The sequence below is a fragment of the Actinomyces sp. ZJ308 genome, from assembly GCF_011752065.1.
Classification (GTDB): Bacteria; Actinomycetota; Actinomycetes; order Actinomycetales; family Actinomycetaceae; genus Actinomyces.
Genome location: NZ_JAAIJY010000012.1, coordinates 35,203 through 60,295, shown reverse-complemented (window position 1 = coordinate 60,295; position 25,093 = coordinate 35,203). Strand labels below are relative to the sequence as shown.

25 protein-coding genes are annotated in these 25,093 nt (G+C 71.3%); 10 read left to right on the top strand and 15 right to left on the bottom strand.

Annotation, left to right across the window (positions count from 1 at the left end; translation table 11 throughout):
• Positions 1-26 precede the first annotated feature (26 nt).
• The gene (locus tag HCR68_RS06860; protein ID WP_167147993.1) at positions 27-872 is read right to left on the bottom strand and encodes a PHP domain-containing protein; all 846 of its coding nucleotides are present in this window, start codon (positions 870-872) and stop codon (positions 27-29) included.
• Positions 873-922: 50 nt separating this feature from the next.
• Here HCR68_RS06860 and HCR68_RS06855 point away from each other — a divergent pair, with 50 nt between their 5' ends.
• From HCR68_RS06855 to HCR68_RS06840, 4 genes are all read left to right on the top strand, one after another.
• Entirely contained in the window at positions 923-2,044 is a 1,122-nt protein-coding gene (locus HCR68_RS06855) for a Gfo/Idh/MocA family oxidoreductase (protein WP_167147991.1), read from the top strand.
• 83 nt (positions 2,045-2,127) lie between these two features.
• Positions 2,128-3,762 (top strand): aminopeptidase P family protein, encoded by a 1,635-nt coding sequence (locus HCR68_RS06850; RefSeq protein ID WP_167147989.1) that lies wholly within the window; start codon positions 2,128-2,130, stop codon positions 3,760-3,762.
• Between the two features lie 145 nt (positions 3,763-3,907).
• Positions 3,908-4,306: a metalloregulator ArsR/SmtB family transcription factor gene (locus HCR68_RS06845; protein ID WP_167147987.1), complete on the top strand. Its 399-nt coding sequence runs from the start codon at positions 3,908-3,910 to the stop codon at positions 4,304-4,306.
• Positions 4,303-5,295 carry a cation diffusion facilitator family transporter gene (locus HCR68_RS06840; RefSeq protein ID WP_167147985.1) on the top strand — a complete coding sequence of 331 codons (993 nt, stop codon included), beginning with the start codon at positions 4,303-4,305 and terminating at the stop codon, positions 5,293-5,295. Before HCR68_RS06845 ends, HCR68_RS06840 begins: the two co-directional genes overlap by 4 nt.
• Positions 5,296-5,303: 8 nt before the next feature.
• On the opposite strand, the gene HCR68_RS06835 is transcribed toward HCR68_RS06840, so the two are convergent.
• Both HCR68_RS06835 and HCR68_RS06830 read right to left on the bottom strand, forming a co-directional pair.
• Positions 5,304-6,152: a sugar phosphate isomerase/epimerase gene (locus HCR68_RS06835; RefSeq protein ID WP_167147983.1), complete on the bottom strand. Its 849-nt coding sequence runs from the start codon at positions 6,150-6,152 to the stop codon at positions 5,304-5,306.
• Positions 6,153-6,178: 26 nt separating this feature from the next.
• On the bottom strand, positions 6,179-6,997 hold the full coding sequence (locus HCR68_RS06830) for a general stress protein (RefSeq protein WP_167147982.1): 819 nt from the start codon (positions 6,995-6,997) through the stop codon (positions 6,179-6,181).
• A gap of 80 nt (positions 6,998-7,077) precedes the next feature.
• On the opposite strand from HCR68_RS06830, the gene HCR68_RS06825 reads away from it, so the two are divergent.
• From HCR68_RS06825 to HCR68_RS06815, 3 genes are all read left to right on the top strand, one after another.
• Entirely contained in the window at positions 7,078-8,370 is a 1,293-nt protein-coding gene (locus HCR68_RS06825) for a CBS domain-containing protein (RefSeq protein WP_167147980.1), read from the top strand.
• A complete protein-coding gene (locus HCR68_RS06820) occupies positions 8,363-8,953 on the top strand; it encodes a DUF1003 domain-containing protein (protein ID WP_167147978.1) in 591 nt (196 codons plus the stop codon). Before HCR68_RS06825 ends, HCR68_RS06820 begins: the two co-directional genes overlap by 8 nt.
• 72 nt (positions 8,954-9,025) lie before the next feature.
• Positions 9,026-10,168 carry a P-loop NTPase gene (locus HCR68_RS06815; protein WP_167147976.1) on the top strand — a complete coding sequence of 381 codons (1,143 nt, stop codon included), beginning with the start codon at positions 9,026-9,028 and terminating at the stop codon, positions 10,166-10,168.
• A gap of 85 nt (positions 10,169-10,253) precedes the next feature.
• Here HCR68_RS06815 and HCR68_RS06810 read toward each other — a convergent pair whose 3' ends face one another.
• The gene (locus tag HCR68_RS06810; RefSeq protein WP_167147974.1) at positions 10,254-11,243 is read right to left on the bottom strand and encodes a twin-arginine translocase TatA/TatE family subunit; all 990 of its coding nucleotides are present in this window, start codon (positions 11,241-11,243) and stop codon (positions 10,254-10,256) included.
• 160 nt (positions 11,244-11,403) lie between these two features.
• On the opposite strand from HCR68_RS06810, the gene HCR68_RS06805 reads away from it, so the two are divergent.
• The gene (locus HCR68_RS06805) at positions 11,404-12,039 is read left to right on the top strand and encodes an O-methyltransferase (protein WP_009403872.1); all 636 of its coding nucleotides are present in this window, start codon (positions 11,404-11,406) and stop codon (positions 12,037-12,039) included.
• 159 nt (positions 12,040-12,198) lie between these two features.
• Here HCR68_RS06805 and HCR68_RS06800 read toward each other — a convergent pair whose 3' ends face one another.
• The 3 genes from HCR68_RS06800 to dapE all read right to left on the bottom strand — a co-directional run bounded on the left by HCR68_RS06800 (position 12,199) and on the right by dapE (position 14,585).
• Positions 12,199-12,366 (bottom strand): DUF3117 domain-containing protein, encoded by a 168-nt coding sequence (locus tag HCR68_RS06800; protein WP_003782053.1) that lies wholly within the window; start codon positions 12,364-12,366, stop codon positions 12,199-12,201.
• Positions 12,367-12,471: 105 nt separating this feature from the next.
• Positions 12,472-13,227, bottom strand: a complete 756-nt coding sequence (locus HCR68_RS06795; RefSeq protein WP_167147972.1) for a TIGR00730 family Rossman fold protein — start codon at positions 13,225-13,227, stop codon at positions 12,472-12,474.
• Positions 13,228-13,337: 110 nt separating this feature from the next.
• Positions 13,338-14,585 (bottom strand): succinyl-diaminopimelate desuccinylase, encoded by a 1,248-nt coding sequence (dapE, locus tag HCR68_RS06790; RefSeq protein WP_167147970.1) that lies wholly within the window; start codon positions 14,583-14,585, stop codon positions 13,338-13,340.
• 260 nt (positions 14,586-14,845) lie between these two features.
• On the opposite strand from dapE, the gene HCR68_RS06785 reads away from it, so the two are divergent.
• Positions 14,846-16,585 (top strand): phospho-sugar mutase, encoded by a 1,740-nt coding sequence (locus HCR68_RS06785; protein ID WP_167147968.1) that lies wholly within the window; start codon positions 14,846-14,848, stop codon positions 16,583-16,585.
• Positions 16,586-16,700: 115 nt separating this feature from the next.
• On the opposite strand, the gene HCR68_RS06780 is transcribed toward HCR68_RS06785, so the two are convergent.
• Positions 16,701-17,561: a helix-turn-helix domain-containing protein gene (locus HCR68_RS06780; protein WP_167147966.1), complete on the bottom strand. Its 861-nt coding sequence runs from the start codon at positions 17,559-17,561 to the stop codon at positions 16,701-16,703.
• A gap of 110 nt (positions 17,562-17,671) precedes the next feature.
• Here HCR68_RS06780 and HCR68_RS06775 point away from each other — a divergent pair, with 110 nt between their 5' ends.
• Entirely contained in the window at positions 17,672-18,091 is a 420-nt protein-coding gene (locus HCR68_RS06775) for a DUF6157 family protein (protein WP_167147964.1), read from the top strand.
• 29 nt (positions 18,092-18,120) lie between these two features.
• Here HCR68_RS06775 and HCR68_RS06770 read toward each other — a convergent pair whose 3' ends face one another.
• The 7 genes from HCR68_RS06770 to HCR68_RS06740 all read right to left on the bottom strand — a co-directional run bounded on the left by HCR68_RS06770 (position 18,121) and on the right by HCR68_RS06740 (position 25,066).
• The gene (locus HCR68_RS06770) at positions 18,121-19,005 is read right to left on the bottom strand and encodes a metal ABC transporter permease (protein WP_167147962.1); all 885 of its coding nucleotides are present in this window, start codon (positions 19,003-19,005) and stop codon (positions 18,121-18,123) included.
• Positions 19,002-20,036, bottom strand: coding sequence for a metal ABC transporter permease (locus HCR68_RS06765; RefSeq protein WP_167147960.1), 1,035 nt, complete (start codon positions 20,034-20,036; stop codon positions 19,002-19,004). Before HCR68_RS06765 ends, HCR68_RS06770 begins: the two co-directional genes overlap by 4 nt.
• Positions 20,037-20,044: 8 nt before the next feature.
• A complete protein-coding gene (locus HCR68_RS06760; RefSeq protein ID WP_167147958.1) occupies positions 20,045-20,845 on the bottom strand; it encodes a metal ABC transporter ATP-binding protein in 801 nt (266 codons plus the stop codon).
• An 8-nt stretch (positions 20,846-20,853) separates the two neighbouring features.
• Positions 20,854-22,038: a metal ABC transporter substrate-binding protein gene (locus tag HCR68_RS06755; protein WP_167148059.1), complete on the bottom strand. Its 1,185-nt coding sequence runs from the start codon at positions 22,036-22,038 to the stop codon at positions 20,854-20,856.
• Between the two features lie 153 nt (positions 22,039-22,191).
• A complete protein-coding gene (gene deoC, locus HCR68_RS06750) occupies positions 22,192-22,845 on the bottom strand; it encodes a deoxyribose-phosphate aldolase (RefSeq protein WP_167147956.1) in 654 nt (217 codons plus the stop codon).
• A 71-nt stretch (positions 22,846-22,916) separates the two neighbouring features.
• A complete protein-coding gene (locus HCR68_RS06745) occupies positions 22,917-23,723 on the bottom strand; it encodes a hypothetical protein (protein ID WP_167147954.1) in 807 nt (268 codons plus the stop codon).
• The gene (locus HCR68_RS06740; RefSeq protein WP_167147952.1) at positions 23,720-25,066 is read right to left on the bottom strand and encodes a thymidine phosphorylase; all 1,347 of its coding nucleotides are present in this window, start codon (positions 25,064-25,066) and stop codon (positions 23,720-23,722) included. The genes HCR68_RS06745 and HCR68_RS06740 overlap by 4 nt, the downstream gene beginning before the upstream one ends.
• Positions 25,067-25,093 lie beyond the last annotated feature (27 nt).

Sequence of the window (25,093 nt, the reverse complement as noted above, 5' to 3'; positions counted from 1 at the left end):
CTTTCTATCACCGGAGTCGCCAGGAGTCAGGGCGTGACGAGGCCGAGGGCGCCCTCGTCGACGATCCGCTCCAGAAGCTCCGGTGACATGAGGTTCTCCCCCAGGCGGTTGGGCTTGCCGGCGCCGTGGTAGTCCGAGGCCCCCGACAGCCCCAGGCCCAGGCGCTGAGCCAGGAGGCGGACCTGCTCGCGCTGCTCGGGGCCCTGGTCGCGGTGGTCGACCTCCAGGGCGGCCAGCCCGGCCTCGGCCATCTCGGCGAAGACCTCGTCGGGCACGAGGTAGCGCTGGCGCGAGGAGGCGCGCGGGTGGGCCGCCACCGGAACCCCGCCGGCTTCCCGCACCAGCAGACAGGCCTCGACCGGGTCCAGCGCCCAGTGAATGACGTAGTAGGGGGAGTCGGTGGCCAGCGGTCCGGCGAAGGCCTCGTTGCGGTCGGGGAAGGACCCGGCCGCAACGAGGGCGTCGGCGATGTGGGGCCTGCCGATCGTGTGGGAGCCGGAGGAGTGGGCGACGACGTCCTCCCAGGTGATCGGGTAGTCCTCGCTGAGGCGTTCGACCATCCGCTGGGCGCGGGTGTCCCGGGAGGAGCGGGCACGGGCGAAGGCCTCGTTCAGGGCGGGGTCGTCGCCACGGTGCAGGTAGGACAGCAGGTGGAGGGTGATGCCGCCGGCGGCGCAGGAGATCTCGGTGCCGCGCAGGAGGGCGACGCCGGTGACCGGTACGGCCGAGGCCGCCTCGTCCCAGCCGGCAGTCGTGTCGTGATCGGTCAGTCCGACGACGTCGAGTCCGGCTCCGGCCGCCTGGGCCATGAGCCCGGCGGGTGAGTCCGTGCCGTCGGAGCAGGACGAGTGGGTGTGGGGGTCGATACGCACCGGGACAGTGTAGGGATGCGCGAGAAGGGAGGCGTGACAGACTGGACGGCATGAGTGAACCGAGCCGCAGTATCCGCAGCACGAGTACCGCACCGCATACCGAGGACGCCGACGACGCACCGGTCCGCTTCGGGCTGATCGGGGCCGGTTTCATCGCCGGATGGTTCGCCGAGGCGGTCTCCCGGGAGCCGGCCGCACGGATCGTCGCTGTCACCTCCGCACGCCGCGAGCGCGCCGCCGCCTTCGCCGAGGGGCACGCGGTCCCTCACGCCTACGCCTCCTTGGAGGAGATGCTCGCGGCCCACGGATCCGGCTCCGAGGCGCCGATCGACGTCGTCTACGTGGGCTCCCCCAACTCCTTGCACGCGAGCCAGGCGATCGCGGCGCTGGAGGCCGGTTTCCACGTGCTGGTGGAGAAGCCCTTCGCCCTGACCCTCGCGCAGGCCGAGGCGATGGTGGAGGCGGCCGGGAGGGCCGACCGCTTCCTCATGGAGGGGTGGCTGTCCGCCTTCGAGCCGGGTGTGGCACGGGTGCGCGAGACGCTGCCGAGGCTGGGGCGGCTGCACCGGGCACTGCTGTCCAAGGAGCAGTTCTCCTCCCGGATGGAGGCCTACCGGGCCGGGTCCCTGCCTCCGGCCTTCGACCCGGCCCTGGGCGGAGGCTCCCTCATGGACCTGGGCATCTACCCGGTCAGCCTGGCCATCCGCCTCTTCGGGGAGCCGGACCGGGTGACGGCCACGGGGGAGCTGCTGGACTCCGGCGCCGACGTACGGGGCACGGTCATCCTGTCCTACGACTCCGGCGAGCACGCCGGGCTGGAGGTCATCTGCCTGCACTCCAAGACCTCTCCGGGGACGGAGTCGACCTTCGCCTCGGACCAGGACGTGCTGAGTATTGACGACTGCCAGTGGCCCCGGCGCATCGAGCTGCGCGGTCCGGCCGCGAGCAGGAGCTCGGACGAGGGAGCGCGCGAGGACCTGTCGGTCGAGCGCGGCGCTCAGCTGCCCGGCCATCAGCTCGCCTACGAGCTGGCCGAGGTGTGCCGCCTGGTGCGCGCCGGAGCGAGGGAGTCCGAGCTGCACCCCCTGGAGCACTCGGTGGCCGCGGTCAGGGTCCTGGAGGAGGCCCGCCGCCAGGTGGGGGTGCGCTTCCCGGCCGACGAACGGGGCTGAGGCCCCTGGACCGCCGCGGGCCGAGGTCCCTCAGCCGTTGCTGCAGCACCCCGACGACGGCTCGACGGTGAGATGATGCCCCTATGACATCGACTTCCCCCGCAGACGGCGCCCCGTCAGACCACGCCTCCTCGTCCGCGTCAGACCCCGCGCAGGAGGCCCCCCAGTCCCTGGCGGCGCGCGGGTCCAACCGGTCCCGCCAACCCGACAACCAGGCCTTCAGGGACTTCATCGGCTCGGGCTGGGGGCCTCGCCCCGAGGCTCTGCCCTCCCGCAGCGAGGCGGCTCCGTGGGCGGCGGCCCGTCGGGAGGCCCTCGGGCGGCTCTTCCCCGGCGAGCGCCTGGTGCTGCCCGCAGGGGCGCTCAAGGTGCGCAACAACGACTGCGACTACCGCTTCCGGCCGCACAGCGCCTTCGCCCACCTGGCGGGGACCGGTACGGACTTCGAGCCCGACGCCGTCCTCGTCCTGGAGCCCCTCACCCCACCCGTCCCGGAGACGGGCGCCCCGGACTCCTCGGCGGACCCGGGCGATGCCGCCCCGACCCATGAGGCGGTCCTCTACTTCCGCCCCCGAGCCTCGCGCTCCAGCCGGGAGTTCTACGGGGACCCCCGCTACGGTGAGCTGTGGGTGGGGGTGCGCCCGTCCTTGGAGGAGGTCGAGTCGGCCACCGGTATGCGCTGCGTCCATATCGACTCCCTGTCCGATGCCCTGGCCAAGGACGCCGGTCCCGGCGCGGTCCGGCTGCGCGTCGTCGCCGAGGCCGATGAGGCGGTCACCGCGCTGGTGACCAGCACCCGCCAGAAGGTCGGGCTGGAGACCGGCGAGGCCGCCGCCGAGGTCGATGCCGGCCTGGCCGAGGCCACCAGCGAGCTGCGCCTGATCAAGGACCCCTGGGAGATCGACCAGCTGCGCGCCGCCGTGGCCGCCACCAAGGAGGGCTTCGACGACCTCATCCGCTCCATCCCGCGGGCCCGCGGCCACTGGCGCGGCGAGCGGGTCCTGGAGGGGGCCTTCGGGGCCAAGGCCCGGGAGGAGGGCAACGGCCTGGGCTACGACACGATCGCCGCGGCCGGCGACCACGCCAACACCCTGCACTGGATCAACAACGACGGCGCCGTCGAGCCCGGCCAGCTGGTCCTGGTCGACGCCGGTGTGGAGGTCGACTCCCTCTACACCGCCGACGTCACCCGCACGATTCCGGTCGACGGCCGCTTCACCGAGGCCCAGCGCAGGATCTACCAGGCGGTGCTCGATGCCGCCGACGCCGCCTTCGCCCGGGCGGGTACGCCGGGATGCCGCTTCAAGGACGTCCACGCGGCCGCCATGGAGGTGATCGCCGCCCGCCTGGAGGAGTGGGGGATGCTGCCCGAGGGGGTGAGCGCCGCCGACTCGCTGGCGCCCGAGGGCCAGTTCCACCGGCGCTGGATGGTCCACGGCACCAGTCACCACCTGGGCCTGGACGTCCACGACTGCGCCCAGGCGCGCCGCGAGATGTACATGGACGCCGAGCTCAGGCCCGGCATGTGCTTCACCATCGAGCCGGGCCTGTACTTCCGTGAGGACGACCTGCTCGTGCCCGCCGAGATGCGCGGCACCGGCGTACGCATCGAGGACGACGTCGTCGTGCGCGAGGACGGCGGTGTGGAGCGGCTGACCCAGGACGTGCCCCGCACCGTGGAGGAGGTCGAGGCCTGGGTGAGCGGCCTCATCGCCTGAGCCTGCCCGCCCCTGGGACGTGCTCGCACGGGCCGGGTCGGCTGCCGCGGTGGCAGCCGACCCGGCCCGTCACATGGGGCGGCCCTCAGGTCGGTGGATCAGCTCTCCCTTGCACATCATCGGCATTTGCGAATAGCATCGTCGCATGACGATGAAACATGGACTGCTCCCCGAGGACCGATCCCAGGATCATGGCGCCGTGCACGAGGCCTCCACCGTGGCCTCCCTGCTCGATGTCCTGGGGGACGCCACCCGTCTGGCGATCCTGCGCCACCTTCACGGCGGCGAGCACCGGGTGGTGGAGCTGACCGAGCACCTGGGCCTGGCCCAGTCGACCGTCTCCCAGCACCTGGCGATCCTGCGCAGCGCCGGTCTCATCTCCAGCCACTCCCACGGGCGGGCCAACGTCAGCCGGATCGAGAATCCCGAGGCCATTGAGCAGGTCCTGGCCGCGGCCGAGTCACTGTCCGCCATCATCGCCTCCGACTCCTCAGGCCCCTCGGGCCAGGACGGCCGGGACGGCCGGGACAAGGAGCCGCTGTGAGCGCCTCGGACAGCCACGAGCACGACGACCACTCCCCCACCTCTGAGCACGCCCACGAGCACACCCACGGACACTCGCACAACCACGGCGCGGGGGCCTCGCGGGGCCGGCTGTTGGTCGCCCTGTGCCTGTCGGCCACCGTCCTGGTGGCCGAGATCGTCACGGCACTGCTGACCGGATCACTGGCGCTGCTGGCCGATGCCGGGCACATGCTCACCGACGTCGCCGGCCTGGTCATGGCCCTGACGGCCGCGCACCTGTCCGCGCGGCCGGCCACGGACCGCTCCACCTGGGGCATGCGCCGGGCCGAGGTCATCGGGGCCGCGCTCCAGGCGGGCATGCTCGCCGTCGTCGGCGTCTTCGTGGCCTTCAAGGCGGTTCACAACCTGCTGGTGGCCCCACGGGTCGAGGCCTCCGGCATGCTCGTCATGGGCGTCATCGGACTGGCCGCCAACGTCATCGCCCTGCTGGTCCTCTCCGGCGGGCGTGGTGGCGACGGGCACGGCGAGAACCTCAATATGAAAGCCGCCTTCCTGGAGGTCCTCAACGACGCCCTGGGATCGGTGGGCGTCATCATCGCGGCCGCGGTGGTGGCCCGCACCGGGTGGACCCGGGCCGACGCCGTGGCCTCCCTCCTCATCGCCGTCCTCATCCTGCCCCGGGCGGTGGCGCTGCTGCGTTCGGCCCTGGTCGTCCTCATGGACTTCACGCCCAAGGAGCTGGATCTGGCGCAGGTGCGCACCCACATGCTCGGCGTCGACCACGTCGAGGAGGTTCACGACCTGCACGCCTGGACGGTCGCCTCAGGGATGCCGGTACTGACCGCGCACGTCGTCGTGCGCGACGAGTGCCTGCGCGACGGTCACACCGAGGAGATCCTCGACCACCTCCAGGGCTGCGTGGCCGAGCACTTCCCGGTCAAGATCCAGCACGCGACCCTCCAGCTCGAGCCCGTCTCGCACCTCGAGCACGAGGCCGCCTACTGCTAGAGCGCGGCTCAGCCGCGGCGGTAGCGCCTGCGGGTCGGCTCGGGGATGTGCGCCGGCTCCCCGCCCTCCAGGTGCTCACGGGCGAAGGCGAGCGCGCTGGCGAGCCCCTCCAGGCGCTGGGCGGCCGTCATGGACCTGGTGGTCACCTCGACGACCACCTGTCCCCCACCGGCCTCGAAGCCGGTGGCCACCAGGTGCTTGAGGACCCCGACGCAGTCCTGGTTGCCCTGGCCGGGCAGCAGGTGGTCGTCCAAGGGCCCGGGCACGCCGTCGGTCAGGTGCAGGTGGCGCAGGGTGGGCCCCAGGGAGCGGGCCATGGCCAGGGCGTCGGAGCCGGAGGTCGCCGCGTGGGAGATGTCCAGTGTCACCGACTTGTATCCCTGCCCCACCGGGTCCCACGTGGGCGAGTAGGCCTGGAAGTCGCGCGTGGAGTGGGCGTGGCGGGGTCTCCAGGTGAACATGTTCTCCACCGCCAGGTGGATGCCCGTGGTGGCCTCACGCTGAGCGACCCCGGCGATGAAGGAGCGCGCGTAGCGGGTCTGCCAGAAGAAGGGCGGGTGAAGCACCACCGTGGGCGCCTCGAGGTAGTGGGCCAGCTCGATGGAGCGGTCCACCTTGTCCCACGGATCCACCCCGAAGACCCCGCGGGTCACCAGCAGCGTGGGGGCGTGGACCGCCAGCACCGGCTGGTCGAACTTCTCCACCAGGCCCGCCAGGCGGGTGGCGTCCTGGGAGGCCTTCTCACTCCAGACCATGACCTCGACGCCGTCGTAGCCCAGCTCCTGGGCGATCGCGAAGGTGTCGGGAACGCTGCCGGGAACCACGCAGGCGGTCGACAGTCCCACCGGAATACTCATCGCTGAATTACCTTGTCCCTCAGTCCTCAGTCGTTGTGGCTGGAACCGGCGTCGCCACCGGGGCCCTGCGACGTCGTCGAGTCGCCGGGCCCCTCCTGGTCCTTCCGGCGCGAGGGGCGCCGGAACGGGTCGTAGTCGTCCGGGACGGCGGGCGTGCTGGGCGGTTGCTCCGAGGTCGTACCGGGAGCCGTGCCGGCAGTCAGGTCGGGAGTGGTGCTGTCGGGCTGCGGCAGTCGCACCCCGAAGCGGGGCTGCTCGTCGGGGCGGGAGCCGAAGGCCGTCGGCCCGGAGGTCGCCTCCCGGGCCCGACGGCGCTCCTGGGACCGGCGCAGGGCCTCTCCCCCGCGCGAGAGGTTGCCCGGGACATCGGCCAGCGCCTGGGACGCCTCACGGGCCTCACGGGCGGCGATGATCGAGTAGCGAGAGGCCACGACCTGGCTGATCGAGGTGAAGTCGCGTCGCCCGCGCGTCAGGGCGTAGCTGAAGAGCTGGAAGACGATGCCCCACAGCACCCCCAGCAGCACGCAGGCCCAGAAGCTGAGCCGGGGCCCGCTGTTGCCGGCCACCGACATGATGAGGCCGAAGAACACCCCGATCCACAGACCGCTCATGGCGCCCGACATCGCCGCGCGCCCCCAGCTCATGCGCCCGGTGATGCGCTCGACCTGGCGCAGGTCGGTGCCGATGATCGCCAGGTGCTGGACCGGGAAGCCCTGGTCGGACAGGGCGTCGACGGCCCTCTGCGCCTCGGGGTAGGTCGCGAAGGAGGCCACCTCCTCGCCCTGGGGCATGACACCGCCACTGGACGAGGACAGGGAGGACAGCGGGCTCGGATTGGCACTCATGGGGGCTATCGTCGCACGCGCGGGCACGCGGTACAGACCCATCGGCAGGCATTCACGCCTCAGGCGCATAGGCTTGGCTTGTGGAGAACACCAGGACGCGCACGACCAGCAGGGTCTTTGTGGCCCGCCTCATCGGCACCTCCGTCTTCGACCCTCTGGGCGACGCGGTGGGCAAGGTCCATGACGTCGTCGTCCTGCTGCAGATGCGAGGCGAGCCGCGGGCGGTCGGCTTCGTCATCGAGGTCTCCAGCCGGCGCCGCGTCTTCCTGCCCCTGTCCCGGATCACCGCGATCGAGCCCGGCGCCGTCATCACCACGGGCCTGATGAACATCCGCCGCTTCACCCAGCGGCACGTCGAGACCCTTGTGGTCGGCGAGCTGCTGGACCGCGTGGTCACGATGCGCGACGGCTCCGGCAACGTCACCGTGCGGGACGTGGCCATCGAGCGCGACCGCGGCATGGACTGGAAGGTGACCCGCCTGTTCGTCCAGCGGGCCGCCACCGGGCCGCTGGGCCTGCGCCGCGGGGAGACCTTCACCGTGCGCCCCGACGAGGTCACGGGCCTGGCCGCCAGCGCCGATCAGCAGGGCGCCACCGCGCTGCTGGCCACCCTGGAGGACCTCAAGGCCGCCGACCTGGCCGACGTCATGCGCGACCTTCCCCAGGACAGCCAGATGCGTGTGGCCGCCGAGCTGACCGATGAGCGCCTGGCCGATGTCCTGGAGGAGCTCGGCAACGAGGACGCCGTCGCGCTCCTGTCCCGCCTGGAGGCCGGACGCGCCGCCGACGTCCTGGACGCCATGCAGCCCGACGACGCGGCCGACCTGGTCGCCGACCTCCCCCAGCTCAAGGCCACCGAGCTCCTGGGCCTCATGGAGCCCGAGGAGGCCGAGGACGTGCGCCGCCTCATGGCCTACGACGACTACACCGCCGGCGGCCTCATGACCACCGAGCCGATCATCCTGCCCCCCGAGGCGACGGTGGCGACCTTCCTGGCCCAGTCCCGCAAGGCCGAGATCCCCCCGGCCCTGGCCGCCATCGGCTTCGTGTGCCGCCCGCCCCTGGAGTCGCCCACCGGCAAGTTCGTGGGCGTGGTCCACTTCCAGCGGGCGCTGCGCGAGCGCCCGCAGCGGCTGGTCGGCTCGATCGTGGACACCGACGTCGACTCCGTGCGCGCCGAGGACTCCATCGGCACCGTCACCCGCCTGCTGGCCACCTACAACCTGACCGCCCTGCCGGTCCTCGACGACGCCGGGCGCCTCCTGGGCGCCGTCAGCGTCGACGACGTCCTGGACCACCTCATGCCCGACGACTGGCGCGTGGCCGACGAGGCCGTCACCGACGAGACGATCGAGAGGGGCGCCAATGCCTGACCAGCTCGACCAGCCCTTGCCCGACAACCGCTTGCGGTGGCTGCGCAGAACCCATCCGGCACGGGCCTCCCGCTCGGACGGATTCGGGCGCTTCGCCGAGGCGACCGCCCGCTTCATGGGATCGCCCCAGTTCGTGCTCTACATGTCGATCTTCGTCTTCGTGTGGATCGTCGCGAACCTCCTGCTGGCCAAGACGCAGGGCGAGAAGGCCGCCTGGGACCCCTACCCCTTCATCCTGCTCAACCTGGCCTTCTCCACCCAGGCCTCCTACTCGGCCCCCCTCATCATGCTGGCCCAGAACCGCCAGGACGACCGCGACCGCGTCACCGCCGAGCAAGACCGCCAGCGCGCCCAGCGCAACCTGGAGGACACCGAGTTCCTCACCCGGGAGATCGCCGCCCTGCGCCTGGCCATGAACGACGTCGCCACCCGCGACTTCGTGCGCAGCGAACTGCGCGACATGCTCAGCGAGATCCTCGCCGAGGAGCGCCTCACCCGCGAGGAGATCACCGAGATCGCGGAGTTCCAGGAGGGCGCCGACGACGATCCCGGTGCCCAGCCCGGTCAGCACGCCTCGCACTGAGCGCGGCCCGCCCGGCCTCACGTGGGACGTGCCACCTGTTGAGGCGCCAAGCGCCGCCTCTAGGATGGGGCCATGCCGCTACCGACTCATGACGCCGTCATGGAGGCGCTGGACAGGGTCATCGACCCCGAGCTGCGCCGCCCCGTCACCGACCTGGGAATGGTCTCCTCCGTTGACATCGCCGAGGACGGCGTGGTCAGCGTCGAGGTGCTGCTGACCGTGGCCGGGTGTCCCCTGAAGGACACGATCACCGCCGACACCCAGCGGGAGGTCGGCTCCGTCGAGGGCGTCACCGGGGTCGAGGTGAGCCTGGGGGTCATGAACGACGAGCAGAAGGCCGAGCTGCGCCGCCGCCTGCGCGGAGGGGCCGCCGAGCCGGTGGTCCCCTTCACCCAGCCGGGCAACCTCACTCGGGTCTACGCCGTCACCTCCGGCAAGGGCGGGGTCGGCAAGTCCTCGGTGACGGCGAACCTGGCGGCCGCCATGGCCGCCCAGGGCCTGAGCGTGGGCGTCGTCGACGCCGACATCTACGGCTTCTCCATCCCGCGCATGCTGGGCGTGGACCGGGTCCCCACCCAGCTCGACGGCATGATCGTGCCGCCCGTGGCCCACGGGGTGAAGGTCATCTCGATCGGCATGTTCGTCGAGGACAAGCAGCCGGTGGTCTGGCGCGGCCCCATGCTGCACCGTGCCGTCCAGCAGTTCCTCTCCGACGTCTTCTGGGGCGATCTGGACGTTCTCCTGCTGGACCTGCCGCCCGGGACCGGTGACGTGACCATCTCGGTGGCCCAGCTGCTGCCCAATGCGGAGATCCTCGTGGTCACCACCCCGCAGACGGCCGCCGCCGAGGTGGCCGAGCGCACCGGCCTCATCGCCGCCCAGACCCACCAGAGGGTGGTCGGTGTCATCGAGAACATGTCCTACATGACCCAGCCCGACGGCTCGCGCCTGGAGATCTTCGGCTCCGGCGGGGGCACGATCGTCAGCGCCTCCCTGAGCGAGACCCTCGGCTACGAAGTGCCGCTGCTGGCCCAGCTCCCCCTGGACATCCGCCTGCGTGAGGGCTCCGACACCGGGCACCCCGCCACCGTCGCCGATGACGGCAGGCCCGCCGCCGACGCCCCCGCGGCCCTGGAGCTGTCCGCCGTCGCCCAGCGCCTGACGCACCGCGCCCGCGGCCTGGCCGGCAAGAGCCTGGGAGTCACCCCGGCGTGATCTGATTTCTCGTCGAGACCGACATTCCTCGCGTAGCCGGACTGTTTTTCCGTCCGGCTACGCGAATTCTGACCGGCTCGGTGGGTTAGAAGTCGACGGCGACGCGCGCGGCCTCGGCACGGGTGCGAGCGGCGGCGTTGGCGGCGCGCACGATGTCACGCGGGGAGAGCGGACGCACCCGGTCGGCGTGATCGTCGGCCGCCTCGGGGGCCTCCTCCGGCTGCTCGGGATCGGTACTCGGCTCGGCGAGGCTCGCCGGGACCTTCACCGGGACGTCCACGGACTCGGGTGCGGTCTCCGGCTCGGCCGGTTGCTCACCGGGGTGTGACTGCTCGGCCGGCTCCGGCTGCTCATCCTCGACGGCCTCCGGCTCAGTCTGAGCCCCTGCCTGATCTGCGGGCTCAGCCGGCTCGGGCTCAGCCTCGGTCTCGGCGCTGTCCGTCTTTTCGAGCACGCCCTGCGGCGGGGCAGAGTCTTCGGAGTCTTCGCTCCCAGACGTCTCAGTGCTCTCAACGGCCTCGGTCACGTCATCGACGTGGCCGCCCTCCGGTACGTCCTGAGGCTCGGCAGAGGCGCTGTCCTCAGGCGTTCCCGCCTGCACCGTCTCCCTGCCATCCCTCTCAGCGTCGTCGGACGTGTCCTTCGCGGTGTCCCTCTCAGCGAGCTGCTCGGCCCGCTTGGCCTCGATCTGCTTGCTCAGTGAGTTGGCCCGGTCCTGCTTGACGACGTCGTTGACGGCCTTGGCGGCGTCGTCGGAGATCTCCTTGGCGGCCGAGCCGACGGACCGGAAGGGGTGAGCGAGGTCGTCCCGGATGGCGTCGATGTCCTCACCCAGGGCGTCGCGCACGATCTTGCGCGGGTCGTACTGGCGCGGGTCGAGGCTGGACAGGTCCAGGTCGGCCATCTCGGGGCCGACCTCCTCGGCGATCTGGCTGCGCGCGTTGTCCAGGAACACCCTGAGCTGACGCACCAGCTGCGTGAGCTTGCGGGTGTACTCGGGCAAGCGCTGCGGCCCGACCACGATCACCGCCACCAGGACGATGACGAGGAACTCAGATCCAGAAATGCCGAACACGTCGCTCAGTATAGGGAGTCCCCCCGTACCGGCTGCGTCTCAGTTCGCCTACCGGCGGACTCACCCGGGTGCCCGCCCTTCCCCCCATCTGGCCGAACACCTGGAACAATGTGGATCGAGGGGCCGCGCCTGGCGCCCCGCAGCAGAAGAAAGGCTCACAGTGAGTGCGGACAAGACGCTGAGCTGGTCCTACACGGAGGACTTCACCGCGGAGGACGAGGCCACCGCCCAGGCCCGTATACGCGGCCTTGAGCTCGGCATCACCCCGGTGTCCTCGGGGACCGGTGCGGCGCTGCGGATGCTGGCCGCCTCGGTGGGCGCCAAGTCCGTGGCCGAGGTGGGCACCGGCACCGGCGTCTCGGGCCTGTGGCTGCTCGGCGGTATGGGTTCCGACGGGGTCCTCACGACGATCGACGTCGAGCCCGAGCTCCAGCGCGAGGCCCGCCGCGCCTTCGACGGCGCCGGCTACCCCTCGTCGCGCACCCGCATCATCCAGGGTCGGGCCTCCGACGTCATGCCCCGGATGGCCGCGCGCTCCTACGACATGGTGGTGCTCGACGTCGCCCCGGAGGAGGCGATCCTCCTGGCCTCCAACGCGTTGCGGATGCTGCGTCGCGGCGGGGTGCTGGCCGTCACTCGGGCCCTGTGGAACGACCATGTGGCCGACCCGGCCCGCCGCGACGTCACCACGGTGGCCGCTCGCGAGCTCGGCAAGGCGCTGCGCGCCTCCCGGGCACTGCTGACGACGCTGCTGCCGGTCGGCGACGGCCTGCTCGTCTCCGTGCGCCAGACCTGAGTCGCGCACCATCAGACCGGACAGGGAGGGCAGCGCAGAGAAGAAGGGTCGGACCCGTCGTGGGTCCGACCCTCTCTTCGTAGGCTGGATGGCCCGGCCGCTGGTTCCTCGACGCCGAGGACCGAGTGGGCCGATTCGTACCCAGACCGCCTGGATCGATCAGATCTTGGCGTTGGCCAGGGCCTCTCCAAGCTCCTTGACCTCGTCGGCCGTGATCTCGAGGACGAGCCGACCGCCGCCTTCAAGCGGAACCCGCATGATGATGGCGCGGCCTTCCTTGACGACTTCGAGAGGGCCGTCTCCGGTCCGGGGCTTCATGGCAGCCATGTGCTCACCTTTCGTCAGTGCTGCGCGGGCACATCGCCGCGCGACCTGTCATATTCTACGACATTCAAGGTGCAACGTTCGAGGATGCGTCTGCCATGACGCGATTCACGCCCTGTCCTGCCCGTTACGCAGTCGGCGGGCGGCGCCCACCACGTAGCTCACGGCCTCCTCGGCGCCGTCGACGACGTGCAGCAGGTCAGGGTCCCTTGGCGAGATCATGCCCCGCTCGATCATGGTGGTGCGCACCCACTCGAGCAGCCCGCCCCAGTATCCGCCGTCCACCAGCGCGATGGGGAAGGAGGAGATCTTCTGGGTCTGGACCAGGGTGAGGGCCTCGAAGAGCTCGTCGAGGGTGCCCATGCCGCCGGGCATGACGACGAAGCCGTCGGAGTACTTGACGAACATGGTCTTGCGGGCGAAGAAGTAGCGGAAGTTGACCCCGAGGTCGACGTAGTCGTTCATGCCCTGCTCGTGGGGCAGCTCGATGCCGAGCCCCACCGAGGTTCCGCCGGCCTCGTGGCAGCCGCGGTTGGCGGCCTCCATCATGCCCGGGCCGCCGCCGGTGATGACGGCGTAGCCGGCGCGGGCCAGCCCGGCCCCGACCTCCTGCGCCACCTGGTAGGTGGGGTCCTCGGGCCGGGTACGGGCCGAGCCGAAGACGCTGATGGCCGGTCCCAGCTCGGCCAGGGCGCCGAAGCCCTCAACGAACTCGGCCTGGATGCGCATGACTCGCCACGGGTCGGCGTGGAGCCAGTCGGCGTCGGCGGCGCTGCTCAGCAGGCGCGCGTCGGTGGTCTGGGTGGGGATCTGGGTGCCGCGCAGCACCACTGGTCCCTTGCGGTAGGACTCGCGTGTACTCATGCGGCCATGATCCCTTAAACCGGCCGTGAGGGAGAAGAGACCGGCCCGCGGGAGTGGCGGGCGGTGAGTACGGGGCGGTGAGTGTGAGGTGAGTGCGAGCAGGAGCCGGCTCAGGCCAGCCAGTCGCGCAGGATGGAGGTGACGGCGTCGATCTGCTCGACCGGGCAGTGCTCGTCGTCGGTGTGGCAGAGCATCGGGTCACCGGGGCCGAGGTTGACCGCGGGGACCCCGGCCGCGGAGAAGCGGGCGACGTCGGTCCACCCGTACTTGGGGCCGACCCCTCCCCCACGGGCCCGCACGGCTGCGACGAGCTCGGCGGCCAGCGGCGAGTCCAGGCCGGGACGGGCCGCAGGTGAGAGATCGTCGACGACGACGTCGACCCTCCCGGTCCCCGCGGTGATGACGGGCAGCCCCGTGTCACCCGTGCGGCCCGTCTCGCCGGCCGGGTCGACGCCGTCGGCGGGCAGCCCGGCCAGGATGCGCAGGGCACGGGCGAGGGCCTGCTCGGCGCTCAGGTCGGGGGCGAAGCGGTAGTTGACACCGATGCGGCAGCGGTCGGGGACCGTGTTGGTGGCGACGCCGGCCTCGATGGTCACCACCGAGAGGCTCTCCCGGTAGGTCAGCCCCTCGACCTCGACCTCGCGCACCGGCGCGCTGGCGGCGCGATCGATGATGGGGGCGGCGGCGTGGACGGCGTTGACGCCGCGCCAGGCGCGCCCGGAGTGGGCGGCCGTGCCGTGGACGGTGAGGTAGACGCGCAGGGTGCCGTTGCAGCCGCCCTCGATCTGGGCGCCGGTGGGCTCACCCAGGACGGCGAAGTCGGCCTCCAGCCAGTCGGGGTGCGCCTGGAGCGTCAGCCCCAGGCCGTTGAGGTCGCTGGTGACCTCCTCGTTGTCGTAGAAGACCCAGGTGACGTCGCGGCGCGGCGCGCTCAGCGTGGCGGCCAGGTGGAGGGCGACGGCCGCCCCGCCCTTCATGTCGACGCTGCCGCGCCCCCAGATGACCTCGGCGCCCTCGCGGCGCTCGAGGCGCCCGGGAACGTTGTCGGTGCGCAGGGAGACGGGGACCGTGTCGAGGTGACCGGCGATGACGACCCGCTCGGGGCGACCCAGGTGGGTGCGGGCGACGATGGTGTTGCCGTGGCGCAGGACCTCCAGGTGCTCCAGCTCGTCCAGAGCCGCCTCGACGGCGTCGGCCAGCGGGGCCTCGGTGCCGGAGACGCTGCGGGTGCTCACCAGGGCCAGGGTCAGCTCGGCGGGGCTCGCTGCACCCGGCCCCGTCAGCGGGGGCAGGGTGACGGTGGAGGAGCGACTCGGAGCAGGATCCGGCGAGGCCGAGGACGTCGTCGAGGAGGTCATGATCCGAGGCTACTGGAGGCGAGGTGCTCCAATGACGTCTCGTTGCGGTCCAACCGATTCCACCGTTAAATTCCGCCGTGTCATCAGATGTCCTGGACGTCTAGAAAAGAATCGAATTATAAACTGAATTTAGTTTGGAAACACTTATTCTACGTGTGACCTGAGGCTTCGTTGACACGATTCTCCTTGTGTCTGGAAACACCCGTGAGGAGAGTCATTATGAACGCTTTCGGCACTTTTGTCGCGGTACCGTCACGGATATGACCCGAGGCCCCGTAGACGTATACGACGACGCTGCCGTGAACGCCTGGATACAGGACGATCCGGATCCTGTCACCCGCGCCGAGCTCACTGAGCTCCTGGCTGCTGCCCGCTCTCAGGGCGAGCGGGCTGAGGTCGCTCGGGCGGCCCTCGGTGACGCCTTCAGCGGCACGCTGGCCTTCGGTACGGCCGGCTTGCGCGGCCGCCTGGGCGGCGGCCCCAACCGGATGAACCGGGTCGTCGTCATTCGGGCCGCCGCGGGTCTGTCCGCTTATCTCAGGGACCGTCTTGGCGAGGGTTTCAGCGTCGTCATCGGTTACGACGCCCGTCACAACTCCGAGCAGTTCGCCCGCGACACGGCCGCGGTGGTCACGGGTGCGGGTGGGCGGGCCATCCTCTTCGAGTCGCACTGTCCCACTCCGGTCCTCGCCTTCGCGCTGCGGCGCCTGGAGGCCGACGCCGGCGTCATGGTGACCGCCTCGCACAACCCTCCCCAGGACAACGGATACAAGGTCTACCTGGGTGGACGGGCAGTGACCGACTGGGGCCAGGGCGCTCAGATCGTCCCTCCCTATGATGCTCAGATCGCGTCGGCGATCGACGCCGTCGGGCCGGTGACGTCCGTGCCCCGCCCGCAGTCGGGCTGGGAGACGGCCGATCCGGCCATCCGCGAGGAGTACGTCGAGCGGGCCGCGCAGGCGGCCCGGATGAAGGCCCCCGCCCCGGTGCGGATCGTACTGACGGCGATGCACGGCGTGGGCGGAGCCACCTGCCGTGAGGTGCTTGCCCGGGTCGGGTTCACCGACGTCGTCGAGGTGGCCGAGCAGTTCGATCCCGATCCCGACTTCCCGACGGTGGCATTCCCCAACCCGGAGGAGCCCGGGGCCCTGGACCTGGCGCTGGACAAGGCGCGAGAGGTCGAGGCGGACCTGGTGATCGCCAACGACCCTGATGCTGACCGCTGCTCGGCCGCCGTCCCGGACGAGGACGCTCCCAGCGGCTGGCGCCAGCTGACCGGAGACGAGGTCGGTGCGCTCCTGGGTGAGCAGGCCGCCGAGCTGGCCGCGTTCGCCGGCAACGGGGTCCTGGCCTGCTCCGTGGTCTCCTCGCGGCTGCTGCGCCGGATCGCCCAGTCCCACGGACTGGGGTTCCGCCGCACGCTGACGGGATTCAAGTGGATCAGCCGGGAGCCGGGTCTGGTCTTCGGCTACGAGGAGGCGCTGGGTTACTGCGTGGATCCTGCCGCGGTGCGGGACAAGGACGGCATCTCCGCCTCGGTGAGGCTGGCGGTACTGACCTCCGTGCTCAAGCAGCAGGGGCGAACACTGCAGGACCTGCTCGACCGGCTGGCTCGTGAGCACGGCCTGCACGCCACGAGTCCGTTGAGTATGCGGGTCGAGGACCTCGGCATCATCACCGCGACCATGGAGCGCCTGCGTTCGGGCGGGGCCCCGGCCAAGCTCGCCGGCTCCCCGGTCACCACGACGGTGGACCTGCTCGACGGCGTCTCGGACGGCAATGGCGGCACACTGCCTCCCACGAACGGGCTGGTGTGGGTGACGGCCTCGGACGACCGGGTCGTCGTGCGTCCTTCCGGGACTGAGCCCAAGCTCAAGTGCTACTGCGAGGTGATCCTGCCGGTGGGTGACGCACCGGTGGCCGAGGTTCGCGAGGCGGCGGCTGAGCGTCTGGAGGCCATCAAGGCCGACCTGCGCGGTGTCCTGGGGATCGCCGCCTGAGCCGGCCCCGGTCTCTCACGTCGCTCTTCGACACCGGCTTTCTCAGAAGGGTGGGGCCTCGTCGATGAGAGGTGCGAGTCCTAGGGTGTGGGTGGCATGCGCATCATCTCGTTGATCATCCGTTGATGAGGACCTCAAGGCTGCGTCGGTAGGCGCTGGGGCTCAGTCCGCAGGCGGCCCTGAAGGCGCCCGCCAGGTGGGACTGGTCGGCGAAGCCGAGATCGGCGGCGATCGTGGCCAGGTCGGCGTCAGGGCGCGTTGTGAGCGCCAGAACCACCTCTTGGAGCCTGATGCGGTGCCCCACCCATCTCGGACCGCGTGCCAGGGTGGCGCGCAGGCAGCGCTGGATCGTGCGCTCGCTGACGTGCAGGGCCGCAGGCAGGGAGTCGCCTGTGCGCCGGTGAAGCCGGGAGCGCAGCTCATCGACCACCCGGTTGGCCAGGAGGCCGCCCTCCGAGGGCGGGTGGTCGGCCAGCCGTGCCCGGATCGCCTCATCGGCGGCCCGGGCGCGGGCCCGGGGCGTGGGGTGGGCTGCGATCCTGCGCATGAGTGCGTGCAGTCCAGCGTCCAGCTCCTCGGTCAGGGGAAGCGTGGCGTTGGCCAGGCGCTGGGGCGACAGGGCGCTGAGGACGGCGAGTCCCGCGGGTCGCAGCCGTATGGCGAAGACCCTTCCATGGCCGTGGATCGTGCGGTGCCAGGCGCGGGCCTGGACTCCGGTGATGACCAGGGGCGCGGGCACATCACCCTCCTCCACCGTCAGGGTCACGGCCGGGGCGTCGATGATCCGCTGGTCCACGCTCTGGTCGCCCAGGTTCCATGAGACGTGCCAGTACTGGTCGACGACGTCGGCCACCGCGGGATCGGGTGCCACCCAGTGCGCGCGGTAACGGGTGAGGTTGTCCGGTGCCAGCACCCCGGTGCGCTCCCGCGGACGGATCGGGGACTCCCGTGGGCCACAGTCCAGATCGGCTGACATGGCCTCTAGTGTGGCACGCACCCGTGCCTCGCAGCCGCCGTCGTGCCATCCACCGCCACCTGTCGCCTTTCTCCTATGCCGCCCCTGCCGGTCCCCTTAGCGTTCTGGCCATGAGCAGCACCAACTACACCGAGACATTCATCCGGGTTGCCGAGGACTGCCCGGCGCAGGGCGCGCAGGAGCCTCCTGCCGGCCCGGCGGGCAGGCCCCCGACGATCGCCCTCCTCCAGTACCGGCTCCTCAGTGAGCGCCCCTACGAGCTGACCTCCGACGACCTGCTGTTCGAGGTGCACGCCATCCGTCAGGGCATCGAGCCCCCGGAGCGGGCCGCCCGGCGGGAGGCCTTCTTCGCCAAGCCTCAGGCCTGCCTGCGCTCCTCACCGCTGGCCAAGCGCTACGGCTGGGGCTTCCACCATGATGGCCAGGGCCGGGTGGCGCTGGTCCCTCTCGGCTCGACGCGCTACCAGGAGCTTTCGGAGGACTCCTCACTCACCCAGCTCAGAGCCATGCGCTCGCGCCGCGCCTCCTGACATGTGACTGAACCGTTCCGGGCTTGATGTCAGTGCCGGACCGGGATCCTGGCCCGGATCCTGCTCATCGCAACCCAGTGGGCGGCGGCGGAGATGACGTACACCAGCCCCGAGGCCACGGCGATGACACCGCCCGCTGACAGGCTCAAGCGCACGGCGACCAGCAGCCCCGCCAGGGCCGTGGCGGCCCCGAGGATCGGGGCCGCCACGAGCAGCCGGCGCATGGTGGAGGTCCACGGCGCCAGCGCGGCCGCAGGTGCGGCGATGAGTGCGATGGGCAGGATCGTGCCGACGGCCGGGACCAGCATGACGATGGTCAGCGTGATCATGAGCATGACGGTGGCCTCGGCCCAGGCGGGGCGCAGGCCGCTGGCGCGGTAGCCCAGCGGGTCGAAGCTGTAGAAGGTGAGGAATCGCCCGGCCACGAGGAGCACGAGCACCGTGAGCACCAGGACGACGCCGACGGCGATGACGTCCACGCGGCTGACATTGAGGACGGATCCGGCCAGGAAGGAGTCCACCTTGAGGGGCAGCGGCGAGAACCACTTGGAGAGGAAGTAGCCCAGGGCGAACCCGAAGGTGAGGACGACGCCGGCCGCCGACTGGGACGTCATGCCCGGTACCTGCGAGAGCCGTCGCATGAGCCAGATCATCGGCAGGCACATGAGACCCGCCCCCACCAGCACCAGGCTGGACAGGAGGGTGAAGTCGGCGCGCTGGCCAAGCAGCGCCTGCGAGATCCATGCGGCCACGACGACGCCGACGATCGCGCCGGGGAAGGTCGCGTGGGTGAGTGACTCGGTGAAGAAGATCCTGCGGTGGACCAGCGCGATCGCCCCCACCAGGCCGGCCAGCAGCCCCATGAGGACGACCTCGATGATGGGCAGCAGGAGGATGTCGAGCCCGATGCTCATACCCGGCTCCCTTCGGCGAGCGAGGCCTCGGCGTCCCGTACGGCCGCAGCATCGTGCGAGGCGTCGTCCGCGCCCGCGCGAGACGCCGTCGTCGGGACCGCCGCCTGTACCGACCGGGCTCGCCGCAGCGCCCCGCGCAGCCGCTCGCGTGCGGCGGCGATGCCGACGGCGAGGAGGAGGATCGCGGTCATGACCAGGGCCACGGCGGCCTGCGGGGAGACCGGTTTGTCGAGGGTCTCAGGCAGGGCCATGAGCAGCATTCCGAGATAGCCGCCACCCACCCCGACGGCGATGGCGACGAGCACCATGGTGCGCACCCGCGAGGCGAGGATGCGCGCCGTCGCTCCGGGGATGACGAGGTAGCCGATGACGAGGAGGGTGCCCACCGCCGTCGAGGCCGAGACGACCGCCGCCGCGATGGCGGTGTTGAGGACCAGGTCGAGTGCGAGGAGCCTCAGCCCCGAGGCGCGGGCGCCGGTGCGGTCGAAGGCGTAGGCGACCTGCTCCTTCCAGGTGGCCGCAATGAGCACGAGCGCGACGACGCACACGATGAGCGCCTGGGCCAGGCGCTCATCGGTGACCTCCAGGAGGCGACCGAACATGAGGGCCTCGAGCTGGCCGGACATGTCGCCTTTGGCCAGGGAGAGGATGAGCCCGATCGAGAAGAAGCTAGTCAGCACGACGGCGGTGCCGGCCTCGGAGGCCTCACCCCGACGCGCCCGGTGGGAGACGATCGTCAGGACCAGGGCCGCGGCGACGGCCACCACGGAGGCGGCCGGGATGATCGCGTTGATCCCCCAGTAGACGGCGCCGGCGACGATCCCGGGGAAGACGGCGTGGACCATGGCCTCGGCGCTGAACTCGGCGCTGCGCAGGTTGATGATGACGCCGATGACGCCGGCGACGACGCCCAGGAGCACCACCATGATCAGGGGCCGGAAGAGGAAGGGGGCATCGGCCAGGGACGTCAGGCCCGGGACGTTCACGGCCGCCAGGCGCAACTGCTCGAGGGCCTGACTGAAGAGCGTCATGAAGCCGTTCACTGGGACTCCCCCGCGTCGGCCGCCGAGCGCAGGCCCAGCAGTCGGGTGGTGCCGTGGCCGCCGTAGGCCTCGTCGATGTAGCGGGCCACGAGGACCTCGTCGCGGGGCCCGAAGGCGACCTGACGCCCGGCCAGGAGCGCCGCCTGCTCGCAGGTCTCCTGGGCCAGGACCAGGTCGTGGGTGGAGATGATCAGGGAGATGCCCTGAGCCTTGAGATCAGTGATGATGGACAGCAGGGCCTCGCGGTTGGGCTGGTCCAGGCCGTTGAAGGGCTCGTCCAGGAGGATGAGGCGGGGCCTGGCGGCCACGCAGCGCGCCACGAGGACGCGCTGCTGCTGGCCGCCGGACAGGGTGCCGAAGCGGCGTTCGGCGCGGTCGGCCAGGCCGACGCTCTCAAGAGCCTCCAGGGCCCGACGACGGGTCTCGGCGCCGGGGCGCCGCAGGATACCGAGCTGGGAGTACATGCCCATCTGGACCACCTCCCGCACGGTGACGGGGAAGGTGGGGTCGAGGTCGCTGACCTGGGGGACGTATCCGACAGACCCTCGCGGGGCGCGCCCCGGAGCCGCCCCGTTGACCCGCACCCGTCCGGCAGTGACGCTCACCATGCCGAGCAGGGCCCGCATGAGGGTGGTCTTGCCCGAGCCGTTGGGGCCGACGAGGGCGAGGGCCTGCCCGGCCGGGACCCGGCCGTCGACGCCGGTGAGCACGGTGGAGGAGCCGTAGGAGAAGGAGGCGTCCTCCAGGGTGACGACCGGCTCGGCCGAGACGGGTGCGTGATCACGGGGGTCTGTCATGCGGTGCCTCACTTGACGTCGGATGCCTTGGGCGTCCACTGGGCGAGGTCGGCGGGGATCTCGGTGACCGTGCCGCCCCAGGCCTTGGTGAGGTTGGAGACGTTGTGGAGGATGGAGCCGATGTAGGTCTCTCCGTCGGATCCGGGGGTGCCCAGGGAGTCGCCGTAGAGGGCCTCGTCGCCGATGACCGCCTTGACCCCGGCGACCTCGGCGACCTTCTGGACGGACTTGGGGTTGTTGGAGTTCTCGGCGAAGATGGCCACGGCGCCGGAGGCCTTGACCTTGTCCGCGGTCTCCTGGATCTTGTCGGCGGTGGCGTCCTGCTGGGCGTTGAAGTCGGACAGGGCCGCACCCTCGAACTTCACGCCGAACTCGTTGCTGAAGTAGCCGAAGGCGTCGTGGCTGGTGAACAGGACGCGCTTGTCCTGGGGCACCGAGCTCAGGGAGCTGGCCGCCCACTCGTCGAGCTTCTTGAGCCTGGCGACGTAGGCGTCCACGTGACTGCGGAACACACTGGCCTGGTCGGGGGCGGCCTTCTCCAGGGCGGCACCGATGTTGGTGACCTGGACGATGGCGTTCTTCGGCGAGGTCCACACGTGCGGGTCGAAGCGGAACTCGGGCTCACTCTCCCCCTCCTCCGCCGGGAAGGGCCACTTGGCGACCTCGACCTTGGCACTGCCCCGGTCGACCTTGTAGGGCTTGCCCTCCTCCTCCTTCTGCTGGGCGGCGAGGTCGTCGACGTCGGCCGCTCCGGCGACGCCGGAGGTCACCACCATGGTTCCCTTGAAGCCGGTGGAGTCGACGGCGGAGTCCAGGAAGTGCTCCAGGTCGACCCCGGAGATGAAGAAGAGGTCCGCCTCGGACAGGGCCTTGGACTGGGCGGTGGTCATGTCGTGCTCGTGCGCGGAGGCGTTGGGTGCCAGCAGGCAAGTGAGCTTGAGACGCGACTTGGCCTTGGCGGCGTCGGCGCCGAAGTGCTGGGTCTTGCCGTCCGCACCGGTGCGGTCGAAGGAGAGATCACTGGAGGCGTCTCCAGAAGCGAGCTGGGTGATGTAGTCGCAGATCTGGGTGGTGGAGGCCACCGCCTTGACCGTTCCCGACGCGTCGGCGGAGGTCGAGCTACGACCGCAGGCCGCCAGGGTCGGGAGGGACAGGGTGAGGCAGGCGAGTGCCGCGACGCTGCGGCGGCTCATAGTGGGGATGGTTCTCATGGCGCCGAGTATAGTTTCGGGTACCCGAAACTTTGCAAGTCGAGGCGATCCTTCCTCGCACGCACGAGTGCGGGCCCGGCAGTGCTGTCGCCAGATGCCGGGCCCGTCAGGGGTTCTCAGTCGCGCAGGAGCCGCTCAGTCGTCCAGTCCCTCCAGAACGGCGGCGGAGGCGGACAGGCCCAGGCGGTTGGCGCCGGCCTCGACCATGGCGAGGGCGTCTGCGGCGGTGCGGATACCACCGGAGGCCTTGACGCCGAGGCGGTCGCCCACGGTGGCGCGCATGAGGGCGACGGCGTGGATGGAGGCGCCGCCGGCGGGGTGGAAGCCGGTGGAGGTCTTGACGAAGTCGGCGCCGGCGGCCTCGGCAGCGCGGCAGGTGGCGACGATCTCCTCATCAGTGAGGGCGGCGGACTCAATGATGACCTTGAGGACGGCGCCCGGGCAGGCCTCGCGCACACCTCGGATATCGGCCTCGACGCCGTCGAGGTCGCCCTCCTTGACGAGGCGGAGGTTGACGACCATATCGATCTCCTCGGCTCCCTTGGCGACGGCGTCGGCGGCCTCGGCGGCCTTGACGGCGGTGGCGTGGGCGCCGGAGGGGAAGCCGCAGACGGTGGCCAGGTGCAGGCCGGCAGGCAGGTCCAGCGGGAGCAGGCTCGGGGAGACGCAGACGCTGTAGGTGCCCAGGGCGGCGGCCTCGGCGATGAGCACCTCGACCTGGGCGGCGGTGGCCTCGGGCTTGAGGAGGGTGTGGTCGATGAGGGCTGCGGTCCGGGCGCGCGTGGTCATGGGCTTCCTTCCTGATGGAGCAGTCACGACATCATGGCCCGGCCGCCCTCATCGGGGCAAAGTCGGGGTGATCAGTTCTCGGGTGCGATGACGGCCAGGACGCGGGGCCATCCGCCGAGCTCGCGGGGGCCGGGGCGGTGCGGGCTGCGCGGGACAGTCAGGTCGAGGGCCCGCACGGATCCGCTGGAGGGCTCGTAGATGTGCACGCTTGCCTCACCGGGGTCGTCCTGCTCGATGATCCGCCAGGGCAGGGCCAGGACGTAGTGGCGGGGCACGGCCGGGGTCCGGGCCAGGGCGGAGCGCAGCCGCGCCCCCACAGTGCGATCCATCTCGGCGCCGTGATCGAGGGCGAGCGGGCCGCCGGTGACCAGGATGACCGGGAGCCCGCCGGCCAGCACCTCGCGGATCGAGGCGACCTCCCACTCCCAGGCGGGGCCGTGGTCGCTCACCCACCTCACGGCGTAGACGCGGCGCTCCCGGCCCGGAGCGCAGGTGCTCACGATCTCGGTCATCTGCCGGGCCACGGCCCAGGGTGTGGACCCGAGCGCCTTCGGCCAGGGCACGGGGCCCAGGCCGCTGCGGTTCATGACCCGCTGGATCCGCAGCTGATGACGGGACAGGAGACGGGCCAGGCGCCGGCCCTCCCGGCTGGGCTCCGAGGACACGGCCTCCTCCCAGGTGAGCTCATCGGTCAGGGCCCGGCGATCGCCGGGGGCCAGGAGCAGACGAGCGGCCAGGAGACAGGTGGCGCCGCAGGTGGTGGCGTCGGTCTGGGTCAGGGTGACGGCCTGGCCCGCCCGGGTCAGACGTCCCACGCGCAGCCGGGAGTTGACGGCCCTGGCGACGATGGCCGGCCGCACCGGCTGAGGCGCGGTCACCCGATCCGCTCCAGGACGACGCCGCGCTCACGGCGGGCGACGGCGTCGGCCGCCTGAGGGGAACCGGCCTGGGAGATGACGATGCCGCCCGCGAGCGCCTCCCGGGCGCGGGCGAAGCGCTCGGGGGTGGCGGTGTGCAGGGTGAGCAGCGGCTGCCCGGCGCGCACCGGGTCCCCGGGCTTGGCGTGCATGGTGACGCCGGCGACGGCCTGGACCGGGTCCTCCTTGCGGGCGCGTCCGGCTCCCAGGCGCCAGGCGGCGACCCCGACGGCGAGGGCGTCCAGGGTGGTCAGGACGCCGTCGTCCGGGGCGGTGACGGTCTCGGTCTCGGGAGCCTGGGGCAGGGGCGCCTCCGGGTCCCCTCCCTGGCGGCGGACCATGTCTCGCCAGACGTCCATGGCGCGTCCGTCGGCCAGGGCGGCGCGGGCCTGGTCCTCCTCCACGGGTCTGCCTGCGGCGGCGCACATCTCCAGGGCCAGGGCGACGGTGAGGTCGACGACGTCGGCCGGTCCCCCTCCGGCGAGCACCTCGAGGGACTCGGCGACCTCGAGGGCGTTGCCGGCGGTGAGCCCGAGCGGGGTGGACATGTCGGTGAGCAGGGCGCGGGTGGTCACGCCGGCGTCGGTGCCCAGGGCCACCATGGTGGAGGCGAGCTCGCGGGCCTGGTCGAGCTCCTTCATGAAGGCGCCCGAGCCGACCTTGACGTCCAGGACGAGGGCGCCGGTGCCCTCGGCGATCTTCTTGGACATGATCGAGGAGGCGATGAGGGGGACGCAGGAGACGGTGGCGGTGGTGTCGCGCAGGGCGTAGAGGCGCTTGTCGGCGGGGGCCAGGCCCGCTCCGGCGGCGCAGATGACGGCGCCGGGGCCGCCGGCGTCGAGCATGGCCAGGATCTCCTCGTTGCTGAGATCGGCCCGCCAGCCGGGGATGGACTCCATCTTGTCCAGGGTGCCGCCGGTGTGCCCGAGCCCGCGCCCGGAAAGCTGAGGGACGCTCACGCCGAAGACGGCCACGAGCGGCGCCAGCGGCAGGGTGATCTTGTCCCCCACGCCCCCGGTGGAGTGCTTGTCCGCCGTCGGGCGGGCGAGGCCGGAGAAGTCCATGCGCTGCCCGGAGGCGATCATGGCGCCGGTCCAGCGGGCGATCTCGGGTCGGCTCATGCCGCGCAGGTAGATGGCCATGGCCAGGGCGCTCATCTGCTCCTCGGCGACGACGCCGCGGGTGTAGGCGTCCACGACCCAGTCGATCTGGGCGTCGCTCAGGGCGGTACCGTCACGCTTGGCGGCGATGACGTCGACGGCGTCGAAGGGCTCAACGAGCTGTGGGGCGGCGGGGGCGGTCACGGGGTTCTCCTCATCTCGACTCCTCGG

Coding starts and splice junctions, on each gene's coding strand:
- HCR68_RS06755 (WP_167148059.1), bottom strand. CDS start 22,038: ATGAGCCGCCGCAGCGTCGCGGCACTCGCCTGCCTCACCCTGTCCCTC.
- HCR68_RS06760 (WP_167147958.1), bottom strand. CDS start 20,845: ATGACAGACCCCCGTGATCACGCACCCGTCTCGGCCGAGCCGGTCGTC.
- HCR68_RS06770 (WP_167147962.1), bottom strand. CDS start 19,005: ATGAGCATCGGGCTCGACATCCTCCTGCTGCCCATCATCGAGGTCGTC.
- HCR68_RS06800 (WP_003782053.1), bottom strand. CDS start 12,366: ATGGCTGCCATGAAGCCCCGGACCGGAGACGGCCCTCTCGAAGTCGTC.
- HCR68_RS06830 (WP_167147982.1), bottom strand. CDS start 6,997: ATGAGTGCCAATCCGAGCCCGCTGTCCTCCCTGTCCTCGTCCAGTGGC.
- HCR68_RS06765 (WP_167147960.1), bottom strand. CDS start 20,036: ATGACGCTCTTCAGTCAGGCCCTCGAGCAGTTGCGCCTGGCGGCCGTG.
- HCR68_RS06795 (WP_167147972.1), bottom strand. CDS start 13,227: ATGAGTACACGCGAGTCCTACCGCAAGGGACCAGTGGTGCTGCGCGGC.
- HCR68_RS06835 (WP_167147983.1), bottom strand. CDS start 6,152: ATGAGTATTCCGGTGGGACTGTCGACCGCCTGCGTGGTTCCCGGCAGC.
- HCR68_RS06815 (WP_167147976.1), top strand. CDS start 9,026: ATGCCGCTACCGACTCATGACGCCGTCATGGAGGCGCTGGACAGGGTC.
- deoC (WP_167147956.1), bottom strand. CDS start 22,845: ATGACCACGCGCGCCCGGACCGCAGCCCTCATCGACCACACCCTCCTC.
- HCR68_RS06855 (WP_167147991.1), top strand. CDS start 923: ATGAGTGAACCGAGCCGCAGTATCCGCAGCACGAGTACCGCACCGCAT.
- HCR68_RS06775 (WP_167147964.1), top strand. CDS start 17,672: ATGAGCAGCACCAACTACACCGAGACATTCATCCGGGTTGCCGAGGAC.
- HCR68_RS06785 (WP_167147968.1), top strand. CDS start 14,846: ATGACCCGAGGCCCCGTAGACGTATACGACGACGCTGCCGTGAACGCC.
- HCR68_RS06820 (WP_167147978.1), top strand. CDS start 8,363: ATGCCTGACCAGCTCGACCAGCCCTTGCCCGACAACCGCTTGCGGTGG.
- HCR68_RS06850 (WP_167147989.1), top strand. CDS start 2,128: ATGACATCGACTTCCCCCGCAGACGGCGCCCCGTCAGACCACGCCTCC.
- dapE (WP_167147970.1), bottom strand. CDS start 14,585: ATGACCTCCTCGACGACGTCCTCGGCCTCGCCGGATCCTGCTCCGAGT.
- HCR68_RS06845 (WP_167147987.1), top strand. CDS start 3,908: ATGACGATGAAACATGGACTGCTCCCCGAGGACCGATCCCAGGATCAT.
- HCR68_RS06780 (WP_167147966.1), bottom strand. CDS start 17,561: ATGTCAGCCGATCTGGACTGTGGCCCACGGGAGTCCCCGATCCGTCCG.